General features: G+C 71.8%; 14 protein-coding genes. 6 read left to right on the top strand and 8 right to left on the bottom strand.

From position 1 onward, the window contains the following. Positions 1–150 precede the first annotated feature (150 nt). Positions 151–2238: an MMPL family transporter gene (locus Air01nite_RS38605; RefSeq protein WP_203708373.1), complete on the bottom strand. Its 2088-nt coding sequence runs from the start codon at positions 2236–2238 to the stop codon at positions 151–153. Positions 2239–2295: 57 nt separating this feature from the next. On the opposite strand from Air01nite_RS38605, the gene Air01nite_RS38610 reads away from it, so the two are divergent. Continuing rightward, positions 2296–2718, top strand: coding sequence for a MarR family winged helix-turn-helix transcriptional regulator (locus Air01nite_RS38610; RefSeq protein WP_203708374.1), 423 nt, complete (start codon positions 2296–2298; stop codon positions 2716–2718). A 309-nt stretch (positions 2719–3027) separates the two neighbouring features. Here Air01nite_RS38610 and Air01nite_RS38615 read toward each other — a convergent pair whose 3' ends face one another. Beyond that, entirely contained in the window at positions 3028–3822 is a 795-nt protein-coding gene (locus Air01nite_RS38615) for an alpha/beta hydrolase (RefSeq protein WP_203708375.1), read from the bottom strand. A gap of 63 nt (positions 3823–3885) precedes the next feature. Beyond that, entirely contained in the window at positions 3886–4299 is a 414-nt protein-coding gene (locus Air01nite_RS38620; protein WP_239091263.1) for a MarR family winged helix-turn-helix transcriptional regulator, read from the bottom strand. An 83-nt stretch (positions 4300–4382) separates the two neighbouring features. On the opposite strand from Air01nite_RS38620, the gene Air01nite_RS38625 reads away from it, so the two are divergent. Together Air01nite_RS38625 and Air01nite_RS38630 are read left to right on the top strand one after the other, a co-directional pair. Continuing rightward, positions 4383–6155 carry an ABC transporter ATP-binding protein gene (locus Air01nite_RS38625; protein WP_275408330.1) on the top strand — a complete coding sequence of 591 codons (1773 nt, stop codon included), beginning with the start codon at positions 4383–4385 and terminating at the stop codon, positions 6153–6155. A gap of 50 nt (positions 6156–6205) precedes the next feature. Continuing rightward, positions 6206–6523, top strand: a complete 318-nt coding sequence (locus tag Air01nite_RS38630) for a hypothetical protein (protein WP_203708376.1) — start codon at positions 6206–6208, stop codon at positions 6521–6523. A 3-nt stretch (positions 6524–6526) separates the two neighbouring features. Here Air01nite_RS38630 and Air01nite_RS38635 read toward each other — a convergent pair whose 3' ends face one another. The 3 genes from Air01nite_RS38635 to dinB form a co-directional block, all read right to left on the bottom strand. Continuing rightward, positions 6527–7489 carry a dihydrodipicolinate synthase family protein gene (locus tag Air01nite_RS38635; protein ID WP_203708377.1) on the bottom strand — a complete coding sequence of 321 codons (963 nt, stop codon included), beginning with the start codon at positions 7487–7489 and terminating at the stop codon, positions 6527–6529. Positions 7490–7494: 5 nt separating this feature from the next. Next, a complete protein-coding gene (locus Air01nite_RS38640; protein WP_203708378.1) occupies positions 7495–8484 on the bottom strand; it encodes an isocitrate lyase/phosphoenolpyruvate mutase family protein in 990 nt (329 codons plus the stop codon). 505 nt (positions 8485–8989) lie between these two features. After that, positions 8990–10180, bottom strand: a complete 1191-nt coding sequence (gene dinB, locus Air01nite_RS38645) for a DNA polymerase IV (RefSeq protein ID WP_203708379.1) — start codon at positions 10178–10180, stop codon at positions 8990–8992. 89 nt (positions 10181–10269) lie between these two features. On the opposite strand from dinB, the gene Air01nite_RS38650 reads away from it, so the two are divergent. From Air01nite_RS38650 to Air01nite_RS38660, 3 genes are all read left to right on the top strand, one after another. Beyond that, complete coding sequence (locus tag Air01nite_RS38650) at positions 10270–10797, top strand: NUDIX hydrolase (protein ID WP_203708380.1); 528 nt, start codon at positions 10270–10272, stop codon at positions 10795–10797. A gap of 165 nt (positions 10798–10962) precedes the next feature. Continuing rightward, on the top strand, positions 10963–13761 hold the full coding sequence (locus Air01nite_RS38655; RefSeq protein ID WP_203708381.1) for an alpha-amylase family glycosyl hydrolase: 2799 nt from the start codon (positions 10963–10965) through the stop codon (positions 13759–13761). A gap of 368 nt (positions 13762–14129) precedes the next feature. Then, positions 14130–14987 carry an AraC family transcriptional regulator gene (locus Air01nite_RS38660; protein WP_203708382.1) on the top strand — a complete coding sequence of 286 codons (858 nt, stop codon included), beginning with the start codon at positions 14130–14132 and terminating at the stop codon, positions 14985–14987. Between the two features lie 617 nt (positions 14988–15604). Here the strand turns inward: Air01nite_RS38660 and Air01nite_RS38665 are convergent. Beyond that, positions 15605–16801: an MFS transporter gene (locus tag Air01nite_RS38665; protein ID WP_203708383.1), complete on the bottom strand. Its 1197-nt coding sequence runs from the start codon at positions 16799–16801 to the stop codon at positions 15605–15607. 121 nt (positions 16802–16922) lie between these two features. Next, a partial coding sequence (locus Air01nite_RS38670; RefSeq protein ID WP_373310569.1) for an RNA polymerase sigma factor occupies positions 16923–18156 on the bottom strand: 1234 nt, incomplete at its 5' end.

The raw sequence follows: 18156 nt of genomic DNA on the forward strand, positions 1-18156 counted from the left end.
GCCGCCGAGCCGCGCCAAGCCGCGCCGCCGGGCCGCGCCAAGCCGCGCCGCCGAGCCGCGCCAAGCCGCGCCGCCGGGCCGCGCCAAGCCGCGCCGCGCCGCGCCGACCCGCCTGGGAGCGCGAGCGGGCCGGCGCGTCTATCGCGAGGATCAGCGGTTGGCGACCTCGCGGTGTGCGTCCGAGTGCGTGGCTTGCTTGGTTTTTCGGCCTGGCCACCACCAGTTGACGCTGCCGAAGGCGGCGACCAGGGCCGGGGTCAGGACCGCGCGGACGATGGTCGCGTCCAGGGCGATGCCGAGCGCCAGCGTCGTCGCGAAGATCTTCACGTCGACCACCGGGACCGTGGACAGGGCGACGAAGGCCAGCACCAGGATGAGGGCGGCCGAGGTGACCAGGCGGCCCGTGTAGCCGATGCCGTGCACGGTCGCCTCGTCCGTCGACAGGCCCGCGTCGTGGCCCTCGCGGATTCGGGACAGGATGAAGACCTCGTAGTCCATCGACAGTCCGAAGAGGAACGAGAACGCGGCGATCGGGACCCACACCGTGATCGAGCCGGTGGACTCCGCGCCGAACAGCGCCTGGCTGCCGAAGCCTTCCTGCCAGATCAAGACTGTTAGGCCGTACGCGGCGGCGATCGAGACCACGTTGAGCAGGAGTGCCTTGATCGGCAGCCAGATCGAGCGGAGTGCCCGGGCCAGCAGGGCGAACGTGATCACGACGACCAGGGCGAGCACCCACCAGCTGTCCCCGTAGATCGCGTCTACCGCGTCCGCGTCCTGTGCGGCCGTGCCGCCCACCGGGCCGGGTGCGGCGGCGACGATCCGCTGCACCGTGTCCGCGCCGGCCGGCGTCGCGGGGTCGGCGTCGAGCAGGATCGGCATCAGGTGCTCGCCGCCGACGGTCCAACCGGGGCCGGTCGGGGTGACCACGTGCGACACGCCCTCGATCCCGTCGAGTCGCCCCGCGGCGGCCGCCGGGTCGGTGGTCACCACCTCGACCGGGCGCAGCACGCCGACCAGGCCGGCGTCGGTCAGGTCGCGGTAGCCGACCGCGGCCGGGCTGTCTCCGCCCGCGATCGCCGCCAACTCGGGCGAGCCCAGGCGCAGGCCGAAGACCGGGAGGGCGAGCGCGATCAGGGCGGCGGAGGCGAGCGCGGCGGACACCCAGCGGTGCCGGACTACGGCGCGGCCGATCGACAGCCAGGCGCGGCTCTCGGTCTTCGGGAGCCGGCGGCGCGGCCACTCCAGGCGGGTGCCGACCGAGACCAGCAGCGCGGGCAGCAGGGTCACCGCGACCAGCACGCTGACCAGCGGGATCAGCAGGCCGGCCAGGCCCACGCTGCGCAGGAACGGCAGCGGCAGCACGATCAGCGCGAGCAGGGAGATGGCGACGGTGACGCCGCTGAACACGACCGCGCGGCCGGCGGTGGCCATCGCCGTGCGCACGGCCTGTTGGTTGTCGGCGCCGTTGGCGCGTTCCTCGCGCCAGCGCATGATGATCAGCAAGGCGTAGTCGATGGCGACGCCGAGGCCGATGAGACCGACCAGGTACTGCACGATGAACGACACGTCGACACCCACGGTCAGGGCCAGCACCAGCAGGAACGTGGTGGCGATGGCGACCGCGGCCAGCAGCAGCGGCACCAGGGCGAGCAGGGAGCCGAACGCCAGCGCCAGGACGATCAGTGCGCCGCCGGCGCCGAGCGCGATCTCGACGATGATCGGCCGGTCGGAGCCGCCGCCGCTCTCGTTGAGCGGGTCGACGCCGGTGACCAGCGGTTGCGCGCCCGCGACGGTCGCGCCGGTGAGGGCCGCTTCGAGCTGCGGCAGGACGGCGGCATAGGGGCCGGGTCCGGGATTGAAGGGCGGATAGACCAGCGCGTACGCGGTGCGGTCGGTCATGAACGGGGCCGGGTCGGCGACGTTGTCCGGTGACGCGACCCGCCAGCCCGGCCGTTGCAGCTTCGCGAACACGGCGGTGAGCTCGTCGCGTACACCTGGATCGTCGAAAGACCGACCCTCGGGGAGGGTGATCGTGACGACGAGCGGGTCCACGCCGCCGCCACCGAAGGTGTCGTGGATCTTCTGGTTGGCCTCGTAGGCCGGCTGGCCCGGGAAGCTGAACTCGTAGCTGAGCCGGTCGATCGCCCGCGGCGCGAGGGCGCCTCCGATCACCGCGAGCACGAGCCAGCCGAGCATGACGAAGCGCCGGTGCCGCAGGATCCACTCGGTCCACATGGTCGTCGCCGCTCCCGGGGGTGTAAGGAAACTTACGGTCTGCCTAGGCTACTGGACATGGACTTCGACGACGACTCCGTCGTCCCCTGGACCGTGGTGCGGGCCAGCCACGCGCTGAGCCGGGTGTTCACCGCGGAACTGGCCAAGGTGGGTCTGAAGCCGCACCTGTTCGGGATCCTGGCCACGCTGAGCCGCAACCCGGGCATGTCGTCGGCCGAACTGGCCCGCCAGGTGCGGGTGACCCCGCAGAGCATGGGCGCGCTGCTGCGCGGCCTGGTCACGGACGGCCTGGTCGCCCACCCGTCGCCGCGGCGCGGTCAGCCGCTCTCGGTGCGCCTGACCCCGGCCGGCGAGGACCTCCTCGGCCGCGCGTGGCCGATCATCGCCCGGATGAACCGCCCGGCCGCCCTGGGCCTCACGGCCGCGGAAGCCACCCAGCTCAACACCCTCCTGCACCGCGTCCTCGCCGCCACGGGCTAGGACGACCACCGCGGTCCGCAGGTCGCAGCAATCTTTCGAGGGCCGCACGAGGACACCACAGGCGAGACATCGCGGGCCTGCCGGAATGAGCGGGCTGCTCGTCGTCACGGCCGTCCGGGCCGGGGCCACGACCCCGCCGGCTGGCGGCACGCCGCAGGCTTGGTCGCGGCGCCAGGCCACGGCCCTGTCGGCCGTGCGCGCGTCGCGGGCTTGGCTTTAGCGCCGGGCCGCGGCCTTGTCGGCGGGCGCGCGCCGCCGGCCTGGCCTCGGCGCCAGGCCCGGCCCTCGATCGGGGGATCAGCCGCGGTTCTAGCCCGCGTGTGCCGCCAGGAAGGTGTCTACATCGGACTCGATGGTGCTGAGCAGGTCCCAGCCGTGTGTGCGGCTGTCGGGCTGCTCGATCACCTTGCGGTCGGTGACCGTCACGGCGGCGAGGAAGTCCTTGGCCGAATCGCCGCAGAAGGCGTATGGGTCGTCCTCCGTGCAGGCGAACAGCAACGGCACCTTCAGGGCCGCGGCGGCGTCGCCCGGGTTGACGGGTGCGGTGGCGGCCGCCGAGAAGCTGGGGTCGTGTGCCGACAGAGAAATCACAGCGTCGGCGTCGGTCTCGGGGTGGGCGGCGGCCACCAGGGCGATCGAGGCGCCGCGGGACGCGCCGATCAGCTGCACCGACTGTGCTCCCGAGCGGCGTAGGTCGGCCACCGCGGCCACCACGTCGGTCGCGGGCTCCGGGCCGCCGCACTCGCTGAGGCCGTCGCAGCGCTGGTCGAACGCCAGCACCTGGTAGCCCTCGCCGGCCCAGCGCTTGGCGTGCGGGAACCAGCCGCACAGGTCGCTGCCGAGTTGGTGGACCAGCACGAGCCCGCGCGGGCCGCTGCCGAATCGGGCGGCGGCTAGCTCGACGCCGTCGGACGTGGTCAGCACGACCTTCGAGATGTCGTCGGCGGGGCCGGACCCGCACCGCTCCTCAGGATCCGGCGCCTCATCCGCGGTCGACGGCGGGTCCGCCGGCGGCTCGTCGCCACCACAAGCGGCGGCGAACGCGACCGTCAACACCGCGCAACACAGCATGGCCGCTACGCGGCGGATTGGGAGCGCTACCATGCGCGAGACTCTATCGTGGACGGTCCCCACCCCGCTGTCCCGTGCACTGTCGGGAAAGCGCAGCTACTCGCGGGCCAGGTTGTGCAGGATCCGGCTCAGGTGGTCGCGGTCGTCGGGGGAGAGCGAGCCGAAGAAGCGTTCCGACTCCGCGATGCGGGCCGTGCGGATCGCGGTCGCGGCGGCCTCGCCGTCGCCGGTCAGGGCGACCAGGGTGGCCCGGCGGTCGGCCGGGTCCGGGTGGCGCTCGACCAGGCCGCGCCGTTCCAGGTCGTCGACCACCTCGGTGGTCGAGCGGGGAGCGATGTGCAGCTTGTCGGCCAGGTCGCCCAGCCGCAGCGGGCCGTGGTCGACCAGCACGTTGATCGCCCGCCATTGCGCCGGCGTCACGTCCCAGGGGGCCATCGTCTGGCGGTTGAGGTGCCGCAGGCGCCTGGCCACGCCCCAGAACGCCTCGGAGAGGCTCTCGCCTTCGTCCACGGGGAATACCGTACCAACAGATCTGGTTGTAGCCTCATGTTGAGGTTACCTCAGCAATTCGCACCCGGGAGGAACACCCGATCTTGCCTTCCCATGACCGCGGCCAGCGCGCGAGCGAGGCCGAGAAGACCCAGGCGCGCCAGGTCTCGCTGCGCCGGATCGGGCGGCTCTTCGGGCCGTACCGCTGGCCCCTGGCCGTCGTCACCCTGATCATCGTGGCGTCGTCCATCATCGCGATGGCGTCGCCGTTCCTGCTCCGTGCCGTGATCGACCATGCCCTCCCGCAGCAGGACCTGCGGCTGCTGGTCTGGCTGGTGATCGGCATGATCGGCGTGGCCGCAGCCACGTCGGCCCTCGGCGTCGTGCAGACCTGGATCTCCACCGCGGTGGGGCAGAAGGTCATGCACCGATTGCGTACGAGCGTCTTCAGCCACCTGCACCGCCAATCCGTCGGCTTCTTCACGCGGACCCGGACCGGCGAGGTGCAGTCCCGCATCACCAACGACATCGGTGGCATGGAAACCGTGGTCACCACGACCGCCACGTCCATCGCCTCGAACCTCACGACCACCATCGCCACCATCGCCGCGATGGTCGCGCTCTCCTGGCAGCTCTCGATGGTCTCGCTGATCGTGTTGCCACCCTCGATCTGGCTGACCCGCCGGGTCGCCCGGATGCGCCGCGCGATCACCGACCAGCGCCAACGCGAGCTGGCCGACCTCAACGTGACGATCGAAGAGGGCTTGTCGGTCAGCGGCGCGCAGCTGTCCAAGACGCTGTCCACGGGCGCCGCGCTCGTCGACCGGTTCACCGCCTCGTCGCGCCGCCTGATCGACCTGGAGCTGCGCTCCGAGCTGGCCGGCCGCTGGCGGATGGCCTCGATGAGCATCATCTTCGCGGCGATCCCGGCCGTCATCTACCTCAGCGCGGGGCTGCCGTTCAGCCGTGGCGTGCTCAGCATCGGCACGCTGGTCGCCTTCACCGCCCTCCAGGGCGGCCTGTTCCGGCCGCTGATGGGCCTGCTCAACGTGGGTGTCACGCTGATCAGCTCGCTCGCGCTGTTCCAGCGGATCTTCGAGTACCTGGACCTGCCGGTCGAGGTCGACGACCCCGCCACGCCCGTCACCCTGGACCGGGTCGAGGGGCATTTGCGCCTGGAGGACGTCAGCTTCACGTACCCGGGCAGCGAAGTTCCGGCAGTTTCCGGTGTCTCCCTCGACGTGCCCGCCGGGACGTCGCTCGCCCTCGTCGGCGAGACCGGGTCCGGCAAGAGCACGCTGGCGGCGTTGATCGCCCGGTTGTACGACCCGACCGTCGGGCGCGTGACGATCGACGGCGTCGACGTGCGCGACCTGCGGCTGGCCGACCTGGCCGGGATCGTCGGCGTGGTCAGCCAGGAGACCTACCTGCTGCACACGACGATCCGCGAGAACCTGCGGTACGCGAAGCCGTCGGCCACCGACGCCGAGCTCGAGGCGGCGGCCCGCGCGGCCCAGATCCACGACGTGATCGTCGACCTGCCGGAGGGTTACGACACGCTCGTCGGCTCGCGCGGGCACCGGTTCTCGGGTGGTGAGAAACAGCGCATCGCGATCGCGCGTACGCTGCTGCGCGATCCGAAGATCCTGGTTCTCGACGAGGCGACCAGCGCGCTGGACACGTCGACGGAACGGGCGGTCCAGCAGGCGTTCGACCAGTTGGCCCGCGGCCGCACCACGGTGACGATCGCGCACCGGCTCTCGACGATCCGCAACGCCGACCAGATCGTGGTGGTCGACCGCGGGCGGGTGCTCGAGTCCGGCACCCACGACTCGCTGGTCGACTCGGCGGGGCGCTACGCGGCGCTGGCGGCCTGAGCCGCTCGTTTCGGGGGCGCTCCGGCCTGGTCCGGGGTAAGACTGGATGGATGGCTAGGGAAGAGGACTTCACCACCGAGGCGGCCGAGGGCCAGCGGGACCGGCGTTTCCACGGTGGCGCGCCGCAGCGGCTCGACGACGACGAGCTGGCGCGCCGCACCGCGGAGGAGCAGGTCGACGCGGGCACCCTCGATTACGACCCCGACGACGTGCCGCCTGCCACCGACGAGCCCGTGCCCACGGACCTGAGCGACTCGGCGCAGATCGAGGACATCGAGGGCGTGGCCGCGCGGCAGGAGGACGAGGGTGAGACCAGGCCGCTGAGCCCGGACAACCCATTCCCACCGACGCGGTACGAGGAGTCGTAGCTCTTACAGCGGGTCGATGCCGGCGGCGCGGAGGTTCGAGACCGCGTTGCCGACCTCGGCCTCGCTCGGTGCCGGCACGGGTACGCGCGGCGTCCCGCCCGACTGCCCGTACGCGCGGCGAAGGGCTTTGATCAGACCGAGCGGCGTCTTGCCCTCGCGCAGCACGGAACCGTGCGCGAAGTCGCCGGCCTGCATGATCCAGTCGAGCCGTTTCTGCGCCTCGTGCCACTGTCCTTTCTCGACGGCGACGAAGAACTCGTGCAGGTAGGGCTGCCGCGGCGTCTGCAGGAACAGCGCGCGGCTGGAGCCCATCAGGACGTCCGGGGCGACCTCGGGATAGAGCATGCGGGCGACCAGGAAGTACTCCTCGACGGGGCTGGTGACCATGACGTCGCGGCCGATGGACGCGAGGGTTTCGAGGAACACGTCGAGCCGGACGGCGCCGTCCAGCAGCAGCGCGATCTGTGGTCGGTTGGCCAGCTCGCGCAGCAGCGGCAGGCCCATCTCGTAGCCGATCTCGGGCAGGCTCGTGTTGTAGACCCCGAAGGGGGCCGGGACGCGGCCGAGGACGTAGTCGAAGAAGGCGAGCACCCCGCTCGGGCCGCGGGGGCCGAAAAACGGCGGCCAGAGCATGACCATGCCGGCACCGGACTCGGCGGCGTGCGAGGCGAGCTCGACGGCGTCGTCGGGGGCGGTGTGGGTGGCTGAGACGGCGACCGGCACCCGCCCGGCGACGGCGTCGAGCACGATCTCGGCGAGCCGCTTGCGTTCGGCGATGGTCAGGAGCCAGAATTCCTGCCAGACGGAGCCGACGTAGAGGCCGCCGACGCCGGGGAGCCGGAGCGTGTACTCGACGTCGTTGCGCACCGCGGCCTCGTCGATCGCGCCGGTGTCGGTGTAGGGCGTGAACATCACCGGGATGTAGCCGGACAGGTTGGTCCGGGCCCACCGCTTCGCCTCGCTCACTCGCATCACCATCTGTTCTCCAGCCAGCGGCCGACGCCGGTCAGCGTGGCCAGGTCCTCGGGCGTCAGCAGCGGGGTGGGCCCGGGCTCGTCGGCGAGCACGGCCGCGATCTCGTGCGTCATCCCGGTCACGGCGGACGCGATGAGCAGCTGCGACATGAAGTACAAGCCGAAACCCATCCGCCGGGCCTCGCTCACCGGCAGGTGCCGCCCGGTGGGTGAGTGGGCGACGACCCGGTCGGCGGGTACGCGCTCCAGCAGGAACTGGTAGGCGGACATGCGCCGCTCGCGGTCCGCCGGCGTGTCGGGGTAGTTGAGGTAGCGCGTCATCAACGGCTGCACCAGGTCGGCACCGGCGTCCAGATAGGACTCGCAGCGGGCCCGCGCGTCGTCGAGGGAGTCTCGGACGGCGTCGGTCCGCACGATCACGGTGGTCTCGCGGCCGAGCTCCCGGCGCACGGTCGCGATCTCCCTGCCGACCTCGGCCATGGTCCGCAGGGGCCGGTCCTTCCCGAAGCCCTGCCGGTCCTCGATCACGAACCCGGCCGCACCGGCGGAGAAGGCGTCGGCGGCCCGCTCAGCGGCACCGCGGTTGCCCTCGAGCCCGGCCTGCCCGTCGACGATCACCGCCAGCCCGGCGGCGTCGACCAGTTCCCGCGCCCGGTCGAGATACCGCTCCCAGGGATCGTGCGGCGCGTGCGGCGCGGGCGCGTCGGCGGCCTGAAACCCGAACGGGGTGAGATAGGCGGCCTCGATCCCGGCCGCTTCGAGCACCCGCGCGCCGACCACGTCGTAGCAGCCCGGCGCCACGACCAGGTCCCCACTCCCGAGCGCGTCCCGCAACATGGCCCGCGGCACCGGCGCCACATCCACCCCGTCCACGGCACTGCGATGCTGATGCCCCTCGGGCTCCTCGGCCCCCAGCTCTCGCGGCTCCTGTCCATCGGAGATGCGCGCATCGGACTCCCGCGCGGTCACCAAATCGTCACCGAGCACTTACGGAACGCTACGCTGCCGATCCTCGGGCTCGCCACAAATGGGGCAATTTGCGATCAGTGGTGACGGCCACGTGTTGGCTGCGGCTCGGTGGGTTTGACCAGGGACGACGCGGGGCGGTCGACCGTCCGTGTCCCGCGGCTCTCCGCACCCCCAGGGCCCTCCGCCGGACCTGGCCGCCCCGGCCTGCCGGCCGCGAGCCTGCGGCCCCGGCGGCCCGGGCTGGAGCCGTGCCCGGGCTGGAGCCTCGCCCGGCCTGGCGGCCCCGCCCGGCCTGGCGGCCCCGCCCGGCCTGGCGGCCTCGCCCGGCCTGGCGGCCTCGCTTTGCGGCCTGGCGCCCTCCGCTCGTTGGGCCCGGCGGCCTCCGCTCTTGCGGCCTGGCGGCCTCCGCTCCCGCTGCCATTCGATCCCGGGCCACCGCGTCCCCGCGCCCGCGGGCTAACCGGGACCACGCTGCTGGGTCAGGTGGGCAATGGATCGTAGCCGGGTGGGTGGTCGTCCTTGGTCAGTCAGGGAGCATGGGCATCTCCAATCCTGGGCCGTGGCCGACCAGGACGCCGCGGGTGATGGCGGCGGAGCCGAAGCGGTCGCGGACCGCGTCGACCGCCGCGTCCAGGGCGACCCCGTCCTGCTCCCCGAAGGGGAGCGGTAGCTGGACGAAGCGGTCGTCGAGGTTGCCCACCGAGATGCCGATCAGCGTGATGCCGCGCTCCTCGATCATCGGAAGCGCAGTCGCCAGCAGGCGCCGCGTCGCGTCCAGGATCGTCTGGGTGTGCGACGTCGCGCGGGGAAGCGTGTGTGAGCGGGTCGCCCTCGTGAAATCCGTGAACCGCAGCCGCAGCACGACCGTGCGGCCGGTGCGGCCCGCCGCGCGCATCCGCCGGGACACCCGGTCGACCAGGCCCGCAAGCATCGCGTCGAGGGCCGCCGGTGTCCGCGGGCCCCGGCCGAGCGCGCGTTGTGCGCCCATCGAGCCGCGGCGCCGGCCGGTCTGCACGGCGCGCGGGTCGCGGTTGTGCGCCAGCGCGTCGAGGTGGCGGCCGGCAGCCCGGCCCAGCAGTGAGACCAGCGTCGCCTCGCCGAGACCCGCGAGTTGGCCGACCGTGAAGATCCGGCGGTCGCGGAGCTTCGCCGCGGTCACCGGGCCGACGCCCCATAGTCGTTCGACCGGTAGTGGATGCAGGAACTGCAACTCCTTCTCGGTCTGCACCACCAGCAGGCCGTCGGGTTTCGCGACCGCGCTCGCCACCTTGGCCAGGAACTTCGTGCGTGCGACGCCCACGGTGATCGGCAGCCCGACCCGCTCGCGCACCGCCCGCCGCAGCCCGGCGGCGATCTCCGACGGTGGCCCCGCGATCCGCCGGAGACCGCTGACGTCGAGGAACGCCTCGTCGATCGACAACCCTTCGACCGCGGGCGTCGTCTGCCGGAAGACCTCGAACACCGCTCTGCTCGCCCGCGTGTAGGCGGACATCCGAGGCTCGACGACGATCGCGTCGGGGCATAGTTGCCGCGCCGCACGGCCGCCCATTGCCGTGCGTACCCCCGCGGCTTTTGCCTCATAGCTCGCCGCCAGGACCACGCCGCCGCCCACGATCACCGGACGGCCCCGCAACCTGGGGTCGTCGCGCTGCTCGACCGACGCGTAGAACGCGTCGAGATCGGCGTGGAGGATGGTCCCTTCTGACACGAACATATGTTCGCATGGGCAGCTCAGGCGATGTCCAGAGAGTGCAGGGATATTGCGGTGAAGAAATCTTCGGCGCGTCGCTAGGCTGCCGGTCCGTGACCGATCCGCGTGGAGAGGAGCGCCGCGCCGCGCGGGTGCTGCTGCTCGACGGCGACTTCCGCGTGCTGCTGTTGCGGTTCGCCTTTGCCGGGCGGCATGTGTCCGAATTCGGCGAGTACGGGTGGTGCGCGCCCGGTGGTGGCGTCGAGCCCGGCGAGTCGCTGGCGGAGGCGGCGGCGCGGGAGGTGGGCGAGGAACTGGGGCTGGCCGTCGCCCCGGCGGATCTCGGCCCGCCCGTCGCCTACATCGCGGGCTTTGCCGACCTCGGCTGGGCCAGGGGGCTGTTCCGCGACTACTTCTTCGTATTGCGGGTCGCGGCGTTCCAGCCGGACACCGGCGGCATGCTCGAGGGCGAGGCCGCGTTCCACGCCGGACACCGTTGGTGGGCGCCGGCCGAGCTGGTCACTCCGGGCGAGACGGTCATTCCGTACGGGCTGGCCGGGCTCGTCACGGAGCTCGCGGCCGGGCGCCGTCCGGTGCACGCGGTGGAACTGCCGTGGCACCACGGGCCCGCCGATCGATAACGATCCTGTCAAGGAGACCCCACCGTTTCCCGGCAATCGTTGCCTGCTCCTGTCTGAAGAGGACGTTTGCGCCCGCGTACCCCCTGAAATGTCCATCTGATTCACCCGCTTGCAATGTCGTAGCCCTTCGGTAACGTCCCGTCCGTCGATGCCCGAGGGGGGAAGATGTCCATACCTGGATCCATCCGGCGCACGCTCGGTCTGGTCGCCGCGCTGCTGCTCGTGGCCGCGCTGCCCGCCACTCCAGCGGTCGCCGGCGGTCGCGACGGCGACCTGCCTGCCCGCCACTCGCTGCGCGAGTCGGTGACCGACGAGAACTTCTACTTCGTGATGGCCGACCGGTTCGCCAACGGCGACACCGCCAACGACCAGGGCGGCCTGGGTTCCGATCCGCTGGTGTCCGGGTTCGACCCGACCCGTAAGGGCTTCTACAACGGCGGCGACCTCAAGGGCCTACGCTCGAAGATCGACTACATCAAGGGGCTCGGCACCACCTCGATCTGGCTGACGCCCAGCTTCAAGAACAAGGCGGTCCAGCTCGAAGACGGTCCGTCGGCCGGCTACCACGGCTACTGGATCACCGACTTCACCCAGATCGACCCCCACCTCGGCACCAACGAGGACCTTCGTGCGCTGATCGACACCGCCCATGCCAAGGGCATGAAGGTCTACTTCGACATCATCACCAACCACACCGCCGACGTCATCGGCTACGAGGAGGGCGCGCGGCGGGGCTACGTCAGCAAGGACGCGGTGCCCTACCGCACGGCCTCCGGCGAGACGTTCGACGACCGTGACTTCGCCGGCCAGTCCTCGTTCCCGGCGCTCGACCCGGCGACGTCCTTCCCCTACAAGCCGGTGCTCGACCCCGCCGAGCAGAACCTCAAGGTGCCGGCGTGGCTCAACGACGTCACGCTCTACCACAACCGCGGCGACACGACCTTCGTCGGCGAGAACTCCTACTACGGCGACTTCTTCGGCCTCGACGACCTGTTCACCGAGAACCCGCGCGTGGTCCGCGGGATGATCGACATCTACAAGACCTGGATCCGCGACTTCGGGGTCGACGGCTTCCGGATCGACACGATGAAGCACGTCGACGACGCGTTCTGGCAGGCGTTCGGTCCCGAGATCCTCGACTACGCCCACCGCCAGGGCAAGCGCGAGTTCTTCATGTTCGGCGAGGTCTTCGACACCACGAAGAGCTTCACCTCGCAGTTCACGACCCGCGACCGGATGCAGTCGGTGCTCGACTTCCCGTTCCAGGAGGCGGCCCGCAACTTCGCCTCGCGCGGCCAGTCGGCGGCCTCGCTGAGCACGTTCTTCGCCGGCGACGACTGGTACACCGACGCGGACTCCAACGTCTACCAACTCCCGACGTTCCTCGGAAACCACGACATGGGGCGCATCGGCGGCTTCGTCCGTGGCGACAACCCCGGTGCGACCGACGCCGAGTGGGTGGCCCGGGACCGGCTCGCCCATGAGCTGATGTACCTGTCCCGCGGCAACCCGGTCATCTACTACGGCGACGAGCAGGGCTTCACTGGCCCGGGTGGCGACCAGGACGCCCGGCAGACGCTGTTCGCCAGCAGGGTGCCGGACTACCTCGACGACGACCTGCTCGGCACCGACGCGACGCACGCTCAGGACAACTTCGTCACGACACATCCGTTGTACGAGTCGATCGGTGGGCTGGCCGCGCTGACCAAGCAGCATCCGGCCCTGCGTAACGGTGCGCAGCAGCACCGGTTCGCGAGCGAGGGTGCGGGCGTCTACGCGTTCTCGCGTACCGACCGCCGCGACCAGCGCGAATATGTCGTCGCCCTCAACAACAGCGAGAGCGCGGCGTCCGCGGCGATCCCGACCTACGCGTCCGGTCGGGACACCTTCAAGAAGGTCTACGGCACGGGCCCGCAGACGCTACGCGCCGGCAACGACGGCCGGCTGACGGTGTCGGTGCCGCCGCTGTCGGCGGTGGTCTACCAGGCCAACAACAAGGTGGCGGGCTCGCGCGTCGCGCCGGCGGTTTCCCTGGCACAGCCGACCCCGGCGCCGGGCGCGCGGGGCCGGCTCAAGGTGACCGCCGACGTGGGCGGCTCCTCGTTCTACGAGGTCACGTTCTACGCGTCGGTCGCCGGTGGTCCGTGGCGTCCGGTCGGCACCGACGACAACGCGCCCTACCAGGTGTTCGACGACGTCAGCGACGTGCGGGCGGGCACGTCGGTCCGCTACCGGGCCGTGGTGCTCGACAACAAGGGCCACACCCGCGAGTCGGCGGTCCGGTCGGCGACCGTGCCGGCTCCGCTGGTCACGATCGAGGCACCGACCGAGGGCAGCGGTGTCCGCGGGACCGTCGAGGTGCGCGCGGTCGTCGACCCCGAGCGGGCGACGAACGTGGTCGCGATCGAGCGCCGCATCGGCACGGGCGCCTGGACGCGGGTCGGCACCGACTCGTCGTCGCCGGCCTACACGGTGTTCGACGACCTGACCCCGCTCAACCTCGCGGCGGACACACCGGTCGAATACCGGGCGGTGCTCCTACCCGGCGGGCTGGCTGGTCCGGGCGCCACGTCCGAGCCACGCCGGGTCCGCGCGGCCGGTCCGCCCGCGACGTCGGCGACGGTCCACTACTACCGCCCGGCGGGCGACTACGGCGACCCACCGGCGGCGGGCTGGGGCCTGCACATGTGGGGCGACGCGGTGGCACCGGAGGTCCTGGCGCAGGTCGCCTGGGACAAGCCGTGGCCGCGCTCGGGCGTGGCCGCCGACGGCTGGGCCGACTACGCGATCCCGCTGACCGACGACACGAAGCCGGTCAACTTCATCATGCACCTACCCAGCGGCGACTCGATCCCGACGACCAGAGAGCCAGGCGGCGACCGGTCCTTCCTACCGATCAACAACCCCGAGATCTGGCTCATCCAGGGCGACCCGACGGTCTACACGACCAAACCGGCGGTCTAAGCCGCCACCCCACGAACCGGGTTCCCGCCGCCGCCGGGCGGCGGCGGGACCCGGGGGCGGGTCTGCGCGGCGGGACCCGGGGGCGGGTCTGCGCGGCGGGACCCGGGGTGGTCTGGGCGGAGTAGGGCGGCGGGATCCGGCGCGGGTCGCTGGTGGCGCTCGGGGCCTGCGCTGCGTCGGCTTGGCCCGGCGGGGTCCGGCACGCTCTACGCGGTGTCTCACGGCGGCGGGTCACCGCATGGTCTGGGCGGCCGTGCCACGACGTGGTCTGTGCGGTGGGCGCTTCGGAGTCGTGCGGACGGCAAGGCGCGGATCGTGGTGGAGGACACGGTGGGAATGCGGTCCGGGGTGGGTGCGCTGGACCGGTCGTGACTGTGCCGCAGACTGTCGACGATCTGAGTGATGTGTTGGAACGGCTCCGCTGGTCGGTGGGCGCGTACCAGAAGGAGACCCTTGCCGGCGGTGAGCGCCGGGCCGTGCGTGGCGGTGGCATGCGGTTTCATTTCGTGGCTCGGGGTGCGGTCGATGTTCGCGGGACGACCAGGGCGGAGCTCAACACCGGGGATTTCCTGTTGCTCCCGCGAGGTGGCGACTACTCGCTGGTAGCTCGCGGTGAGGCGGTTGTGCACACCGGGGACATGGACGCCGCGTCGCCTACCGCCGATCAGGTTGTCGCCGTTCTTCCGGACGTGCTGGTCGCCTGTTGCTTCACCGCCCGGGAGCCGCTCGTTGTCGCGTTGATCGAGGCGATGGCTGACGAGGCGTGCGGGGATCGGCCCGGGGCACGGTCCGTGGTCACTCAGCTTGCCAACGTCGTCGCGGCGGCGGCCATTCGCAACTGGGTCGAGTCCGGGTGTGGCAGTTTGCCGTTGCTGACCGTGCCACTTCGAGATAGCGACGTTGCTCGCGCGCTCGAAGCTATTCACGACGCGCCGGGGTCGCCTTGGACCGTGGAGACGCTGGCGCGGGTCGCGCTTGCGTCGCGGTCGGCTTTCGCGAAGCGGTTCCGGGAGACGGTGGGCGACTCGCCGGCGCGGTACCTCGCCCGGATCCGAATGGAGCACGCCAAGCGGCTGCTGGCCGACCAGGTCACCGTCGCCGAGGTTGCGGTTCGTCTCGGGTACGGGTCCGAGGCCGCGTTCAGCCGTGCCTTCCGCCGGCACGCCGGACTGCCACCGACCCGGTGGCGGCACAGCGGCGAGGATCCGATCAGGCCTTTCGGCTAAATGGTGGTCGTTGCGCACGGGACGTCCGCCGCACGCACGTGAGGTCAGACGCGGCGGGCGGTGGTGAGGAGACTGTGCCAGCGACGGCGGTGACGGTCGGGTCCGGCGCGGCCGCCACCTGCATGTGAGGTCAGACGTGGCGGGCTGTGGTGAAGAGGGCGCTCCCGCGAGGGTGGTGACTGCGGTCGCGCGCCGAGGTGGTTCGCGGCCGCCGCCTGCGCGTGAGGTCGGATCCGGTGGGCCGTGGTGAAGAGGGCGCCGCCGCGAGGGTGGTGACGGCGGTCGCGCGCCGAGGTGGGTCGCGGCCGCCGCCTGCGCGTGAGGTCGGATCCGGTGGGCCGTGGTGTAGAGGGCGCCGCCGCGAGGGTGGTGACGGCGGTCGCGACCCGCAGTTGGGCGCGGCAGCCGCGTGCGCGTGAGGTCAGACGGTGGCGGGCTGTGGTGAACAGGGGCGCTGCCCGCGACGGCGGTGACGTCGGTCGCGCCCCGAGGTCGGTCGCGGCCGCCACCTGCGCGTGAGGTCAGATCCGGCGGGCCGTGTGAAGAGGGCGCCCCCGTGATGGTGGTGACGGCGGTCGCGACCCGAGGTCGGTCGCGGCCGCCGCCAACACCTGCGGTCAGACGCGCCGTGCCCTGGTGAAGAGGGCGCCGCCCGCGATGGCGGCGACGGCGGCCACGAGCAGGGCCGCGCGGACGTCGAAGGCGTCCACCAGTACCCCGCCCACGGCGGCGCCGGTGGCGATCGCTACCTGGAACATCGCGGTGGCCAGGCTGCCGGCTGGTTCCAGGCGGTTGGGCTCCGCGCGGGCCACCCAGGTCAGGACCAGCGTCGGTAGGCCGCCGAAGGCGACACCCCACGCCGCTACGGCTATCGCCACCAGCGTGTACGTGCCGGATGCCAGCGCGAACGTTGCGACCGCCGCGCCGATGAGGAGCGGGGCTACCAGGACGCCCACGCGGAGGCGGCGGTCGGCGAGCGGGCCTGCGAGCATCGTGCCTACGAAGGCCGCGATGCCGAAGATCGTGAGGAGCAGGGCCAGCGACGATGATGTGATGCCGGGCACGCGTTCGGCGGCTGGGCGCACGTACGTGAACGCCGCGAAGTGGCCTCCCGCGACCAGCAGCACCGCGGTCATGCCGAGGATCATCGTGCGGCTGCGGGCCGTGTCCGCCAGGGCCCGTAGGGGCGGGGCGCCGGCTGGTGGGACCGGCGGTACCCAGGCCAGCAGGAGGATGACCGCCACCACCGCCACGCCGGCGGCCAGCCAGAAGACCGGGCGCCAGCCCCAGGCCTCGCCCAGGTACGTGCCGACCGGGACAGCGGTCACTGTCGCCAGCGAGACGCCCAGGTTGACCACCGTCATCGCGCGGCCGAGTTTGTCGCCTGAGACCAGCTGGCCGACCACGGCCAGTGCCATCGCCCAGAAGCCGGCGATCGCGATGCCGAGGAGAAGGCGGCCGAGTAGCAGGAGCGGGTACCACGGTGCGGCAGCGACCAGCGCGTCCGACGCTACGGCCAGGACGATCAGGATGGCGAGGAGCCGCCGGCGGTCCAGGCGCGGGACCACGATCGCGATGGTCGGCGCTGTGATCGCCCCCATGATCGCGGTGGCGGTGACCGCCTGGCCGGCCACGCCTTCGCTGACGCCCATGTCGGCGGCGATTCGGGGCAGCAGGCTGGCGGGGAGGAACTCGCTGGTCACCAGCGCGAAAATGCCGAGACCGACAGCACCGACGGCGAACCACGGCGACCGGGTCGGGCGCCCGGCCACGCCAACTGCGGGCCGGCGAAGATCATCAGACGTCAAAGTCACCCGGCAAGCCTCGCCGCGACCGGCGGCCGTTGCTTGATCGTGCGTCGCCCCTGTTTGACGATTCGTCCACGACCGATCCGCCAACCATGGCAGGCGACAGGTGTGGACTTGCCGTTCGCGCCTAACGCCGGACGGAGGCCAGGCGGGAGAGGAGGAAGTCGCGTTCGACGTCGTTGGACGTCAGGGCCAAAGCTTCCTCGTACGCCGAAGCCGCCTCCGTCCATCGACCCAGTTGCCGCAGGAAGTCTGCCCGGGAGGCGCTCAGGTAGGGATACGTCGCCAACGCCGGCTCCGTCGACAGCGGCTCCAGCGCGGACAAGCCCACAACAGCACCGTCGCGCATGCCGAGTGCGACCGCGCGGTTCAGTGCCACCACCGGCGACGGCCACTGGGCGAGCAAAAGGTCGTACAGCCGCACGATCTCCGACCAGTCCGTCGAAGGCCACGACGGGGCCTCCGCGTGGACCGCTGCGATCGCCGCCTGCAGCGCATAGCGACCGGGTGCGTCCCGGCGTAGCGATTCGACCAGCAGCGCGATGCCCTGCTCGATCGACGCCGTGTCCCACTGCGACCGGTCCTGTTCGGACAGCAGCAACAATCGCCCCGACGGCGAGAGGCGGGCCGACGACCGGGCCGACACCAACAGCATCAGCGCCAGCGACGCGCTCACCGCGGCGTCGCCAGGCATCAGCAGGTGCAGCAAACGACCCAGGTCCAGGGCCCGGTCCAGCAGGTCGTGCCGCAGCAGGCGGGGACCGTCAGGGGACGTGTGACCGGTCGTGAAGATGAGCTGGACCACCTCCAGCACCACACCCACCCGCTCGCCGAGTTGGTCCGGCGACGGTGCCCGGTACGGGATTCGCGCCGTCGCGATCTTCTTCTTCGCCCGTGTCAGGCGTGCCGCCATCGTCGGCTCTGAGACCAGGAACGCGCGGGCCACCTCCGGTGTCGACAAACCGCAGACCAGGCGCAGCGTCAGTGCCGCCTGCGCCTCCCGTGAGAGGGCCGGGTGGCAGCACGTGAAGATCAGCCGCAGCCGGTCGTCGTCCAGGCCCGCCTCCGGGCCCACAGCGAAACCATCCGTGACCAGCAGCGGCAGCCGGCGCCGGAGAGCCGACCGCCGCCGCAACTCGTCGCGCGCCCGGTTGCGGGCCACCTGCGTCAGCCACGCCCCCGGCCGGTCCGGCACCCCCGTGCGCGGCCACACCACCAGCGCCTGCGCGAACGCCTCCTGCGCGGACTCCTCCGCAAGATCAAGATCCCCGCACGCCTGCGCCGTCGTCGCCAGCACCTGCGCCCACTCGCGGCGGTGGGCCAGCGCCACCGCCGACGCCACCGCCGCCGGCTCCGGCGAC

Origin of the sequence: Asanoa iriomotensis, assembly GCF_016862515.1 — a bacterium.
GTDB lineage: Bacteria > Actinomycetota > Actinomycetes > Mycobacteriales > Micromonosporaceae > Asanoa > Asanoa iriomotensis.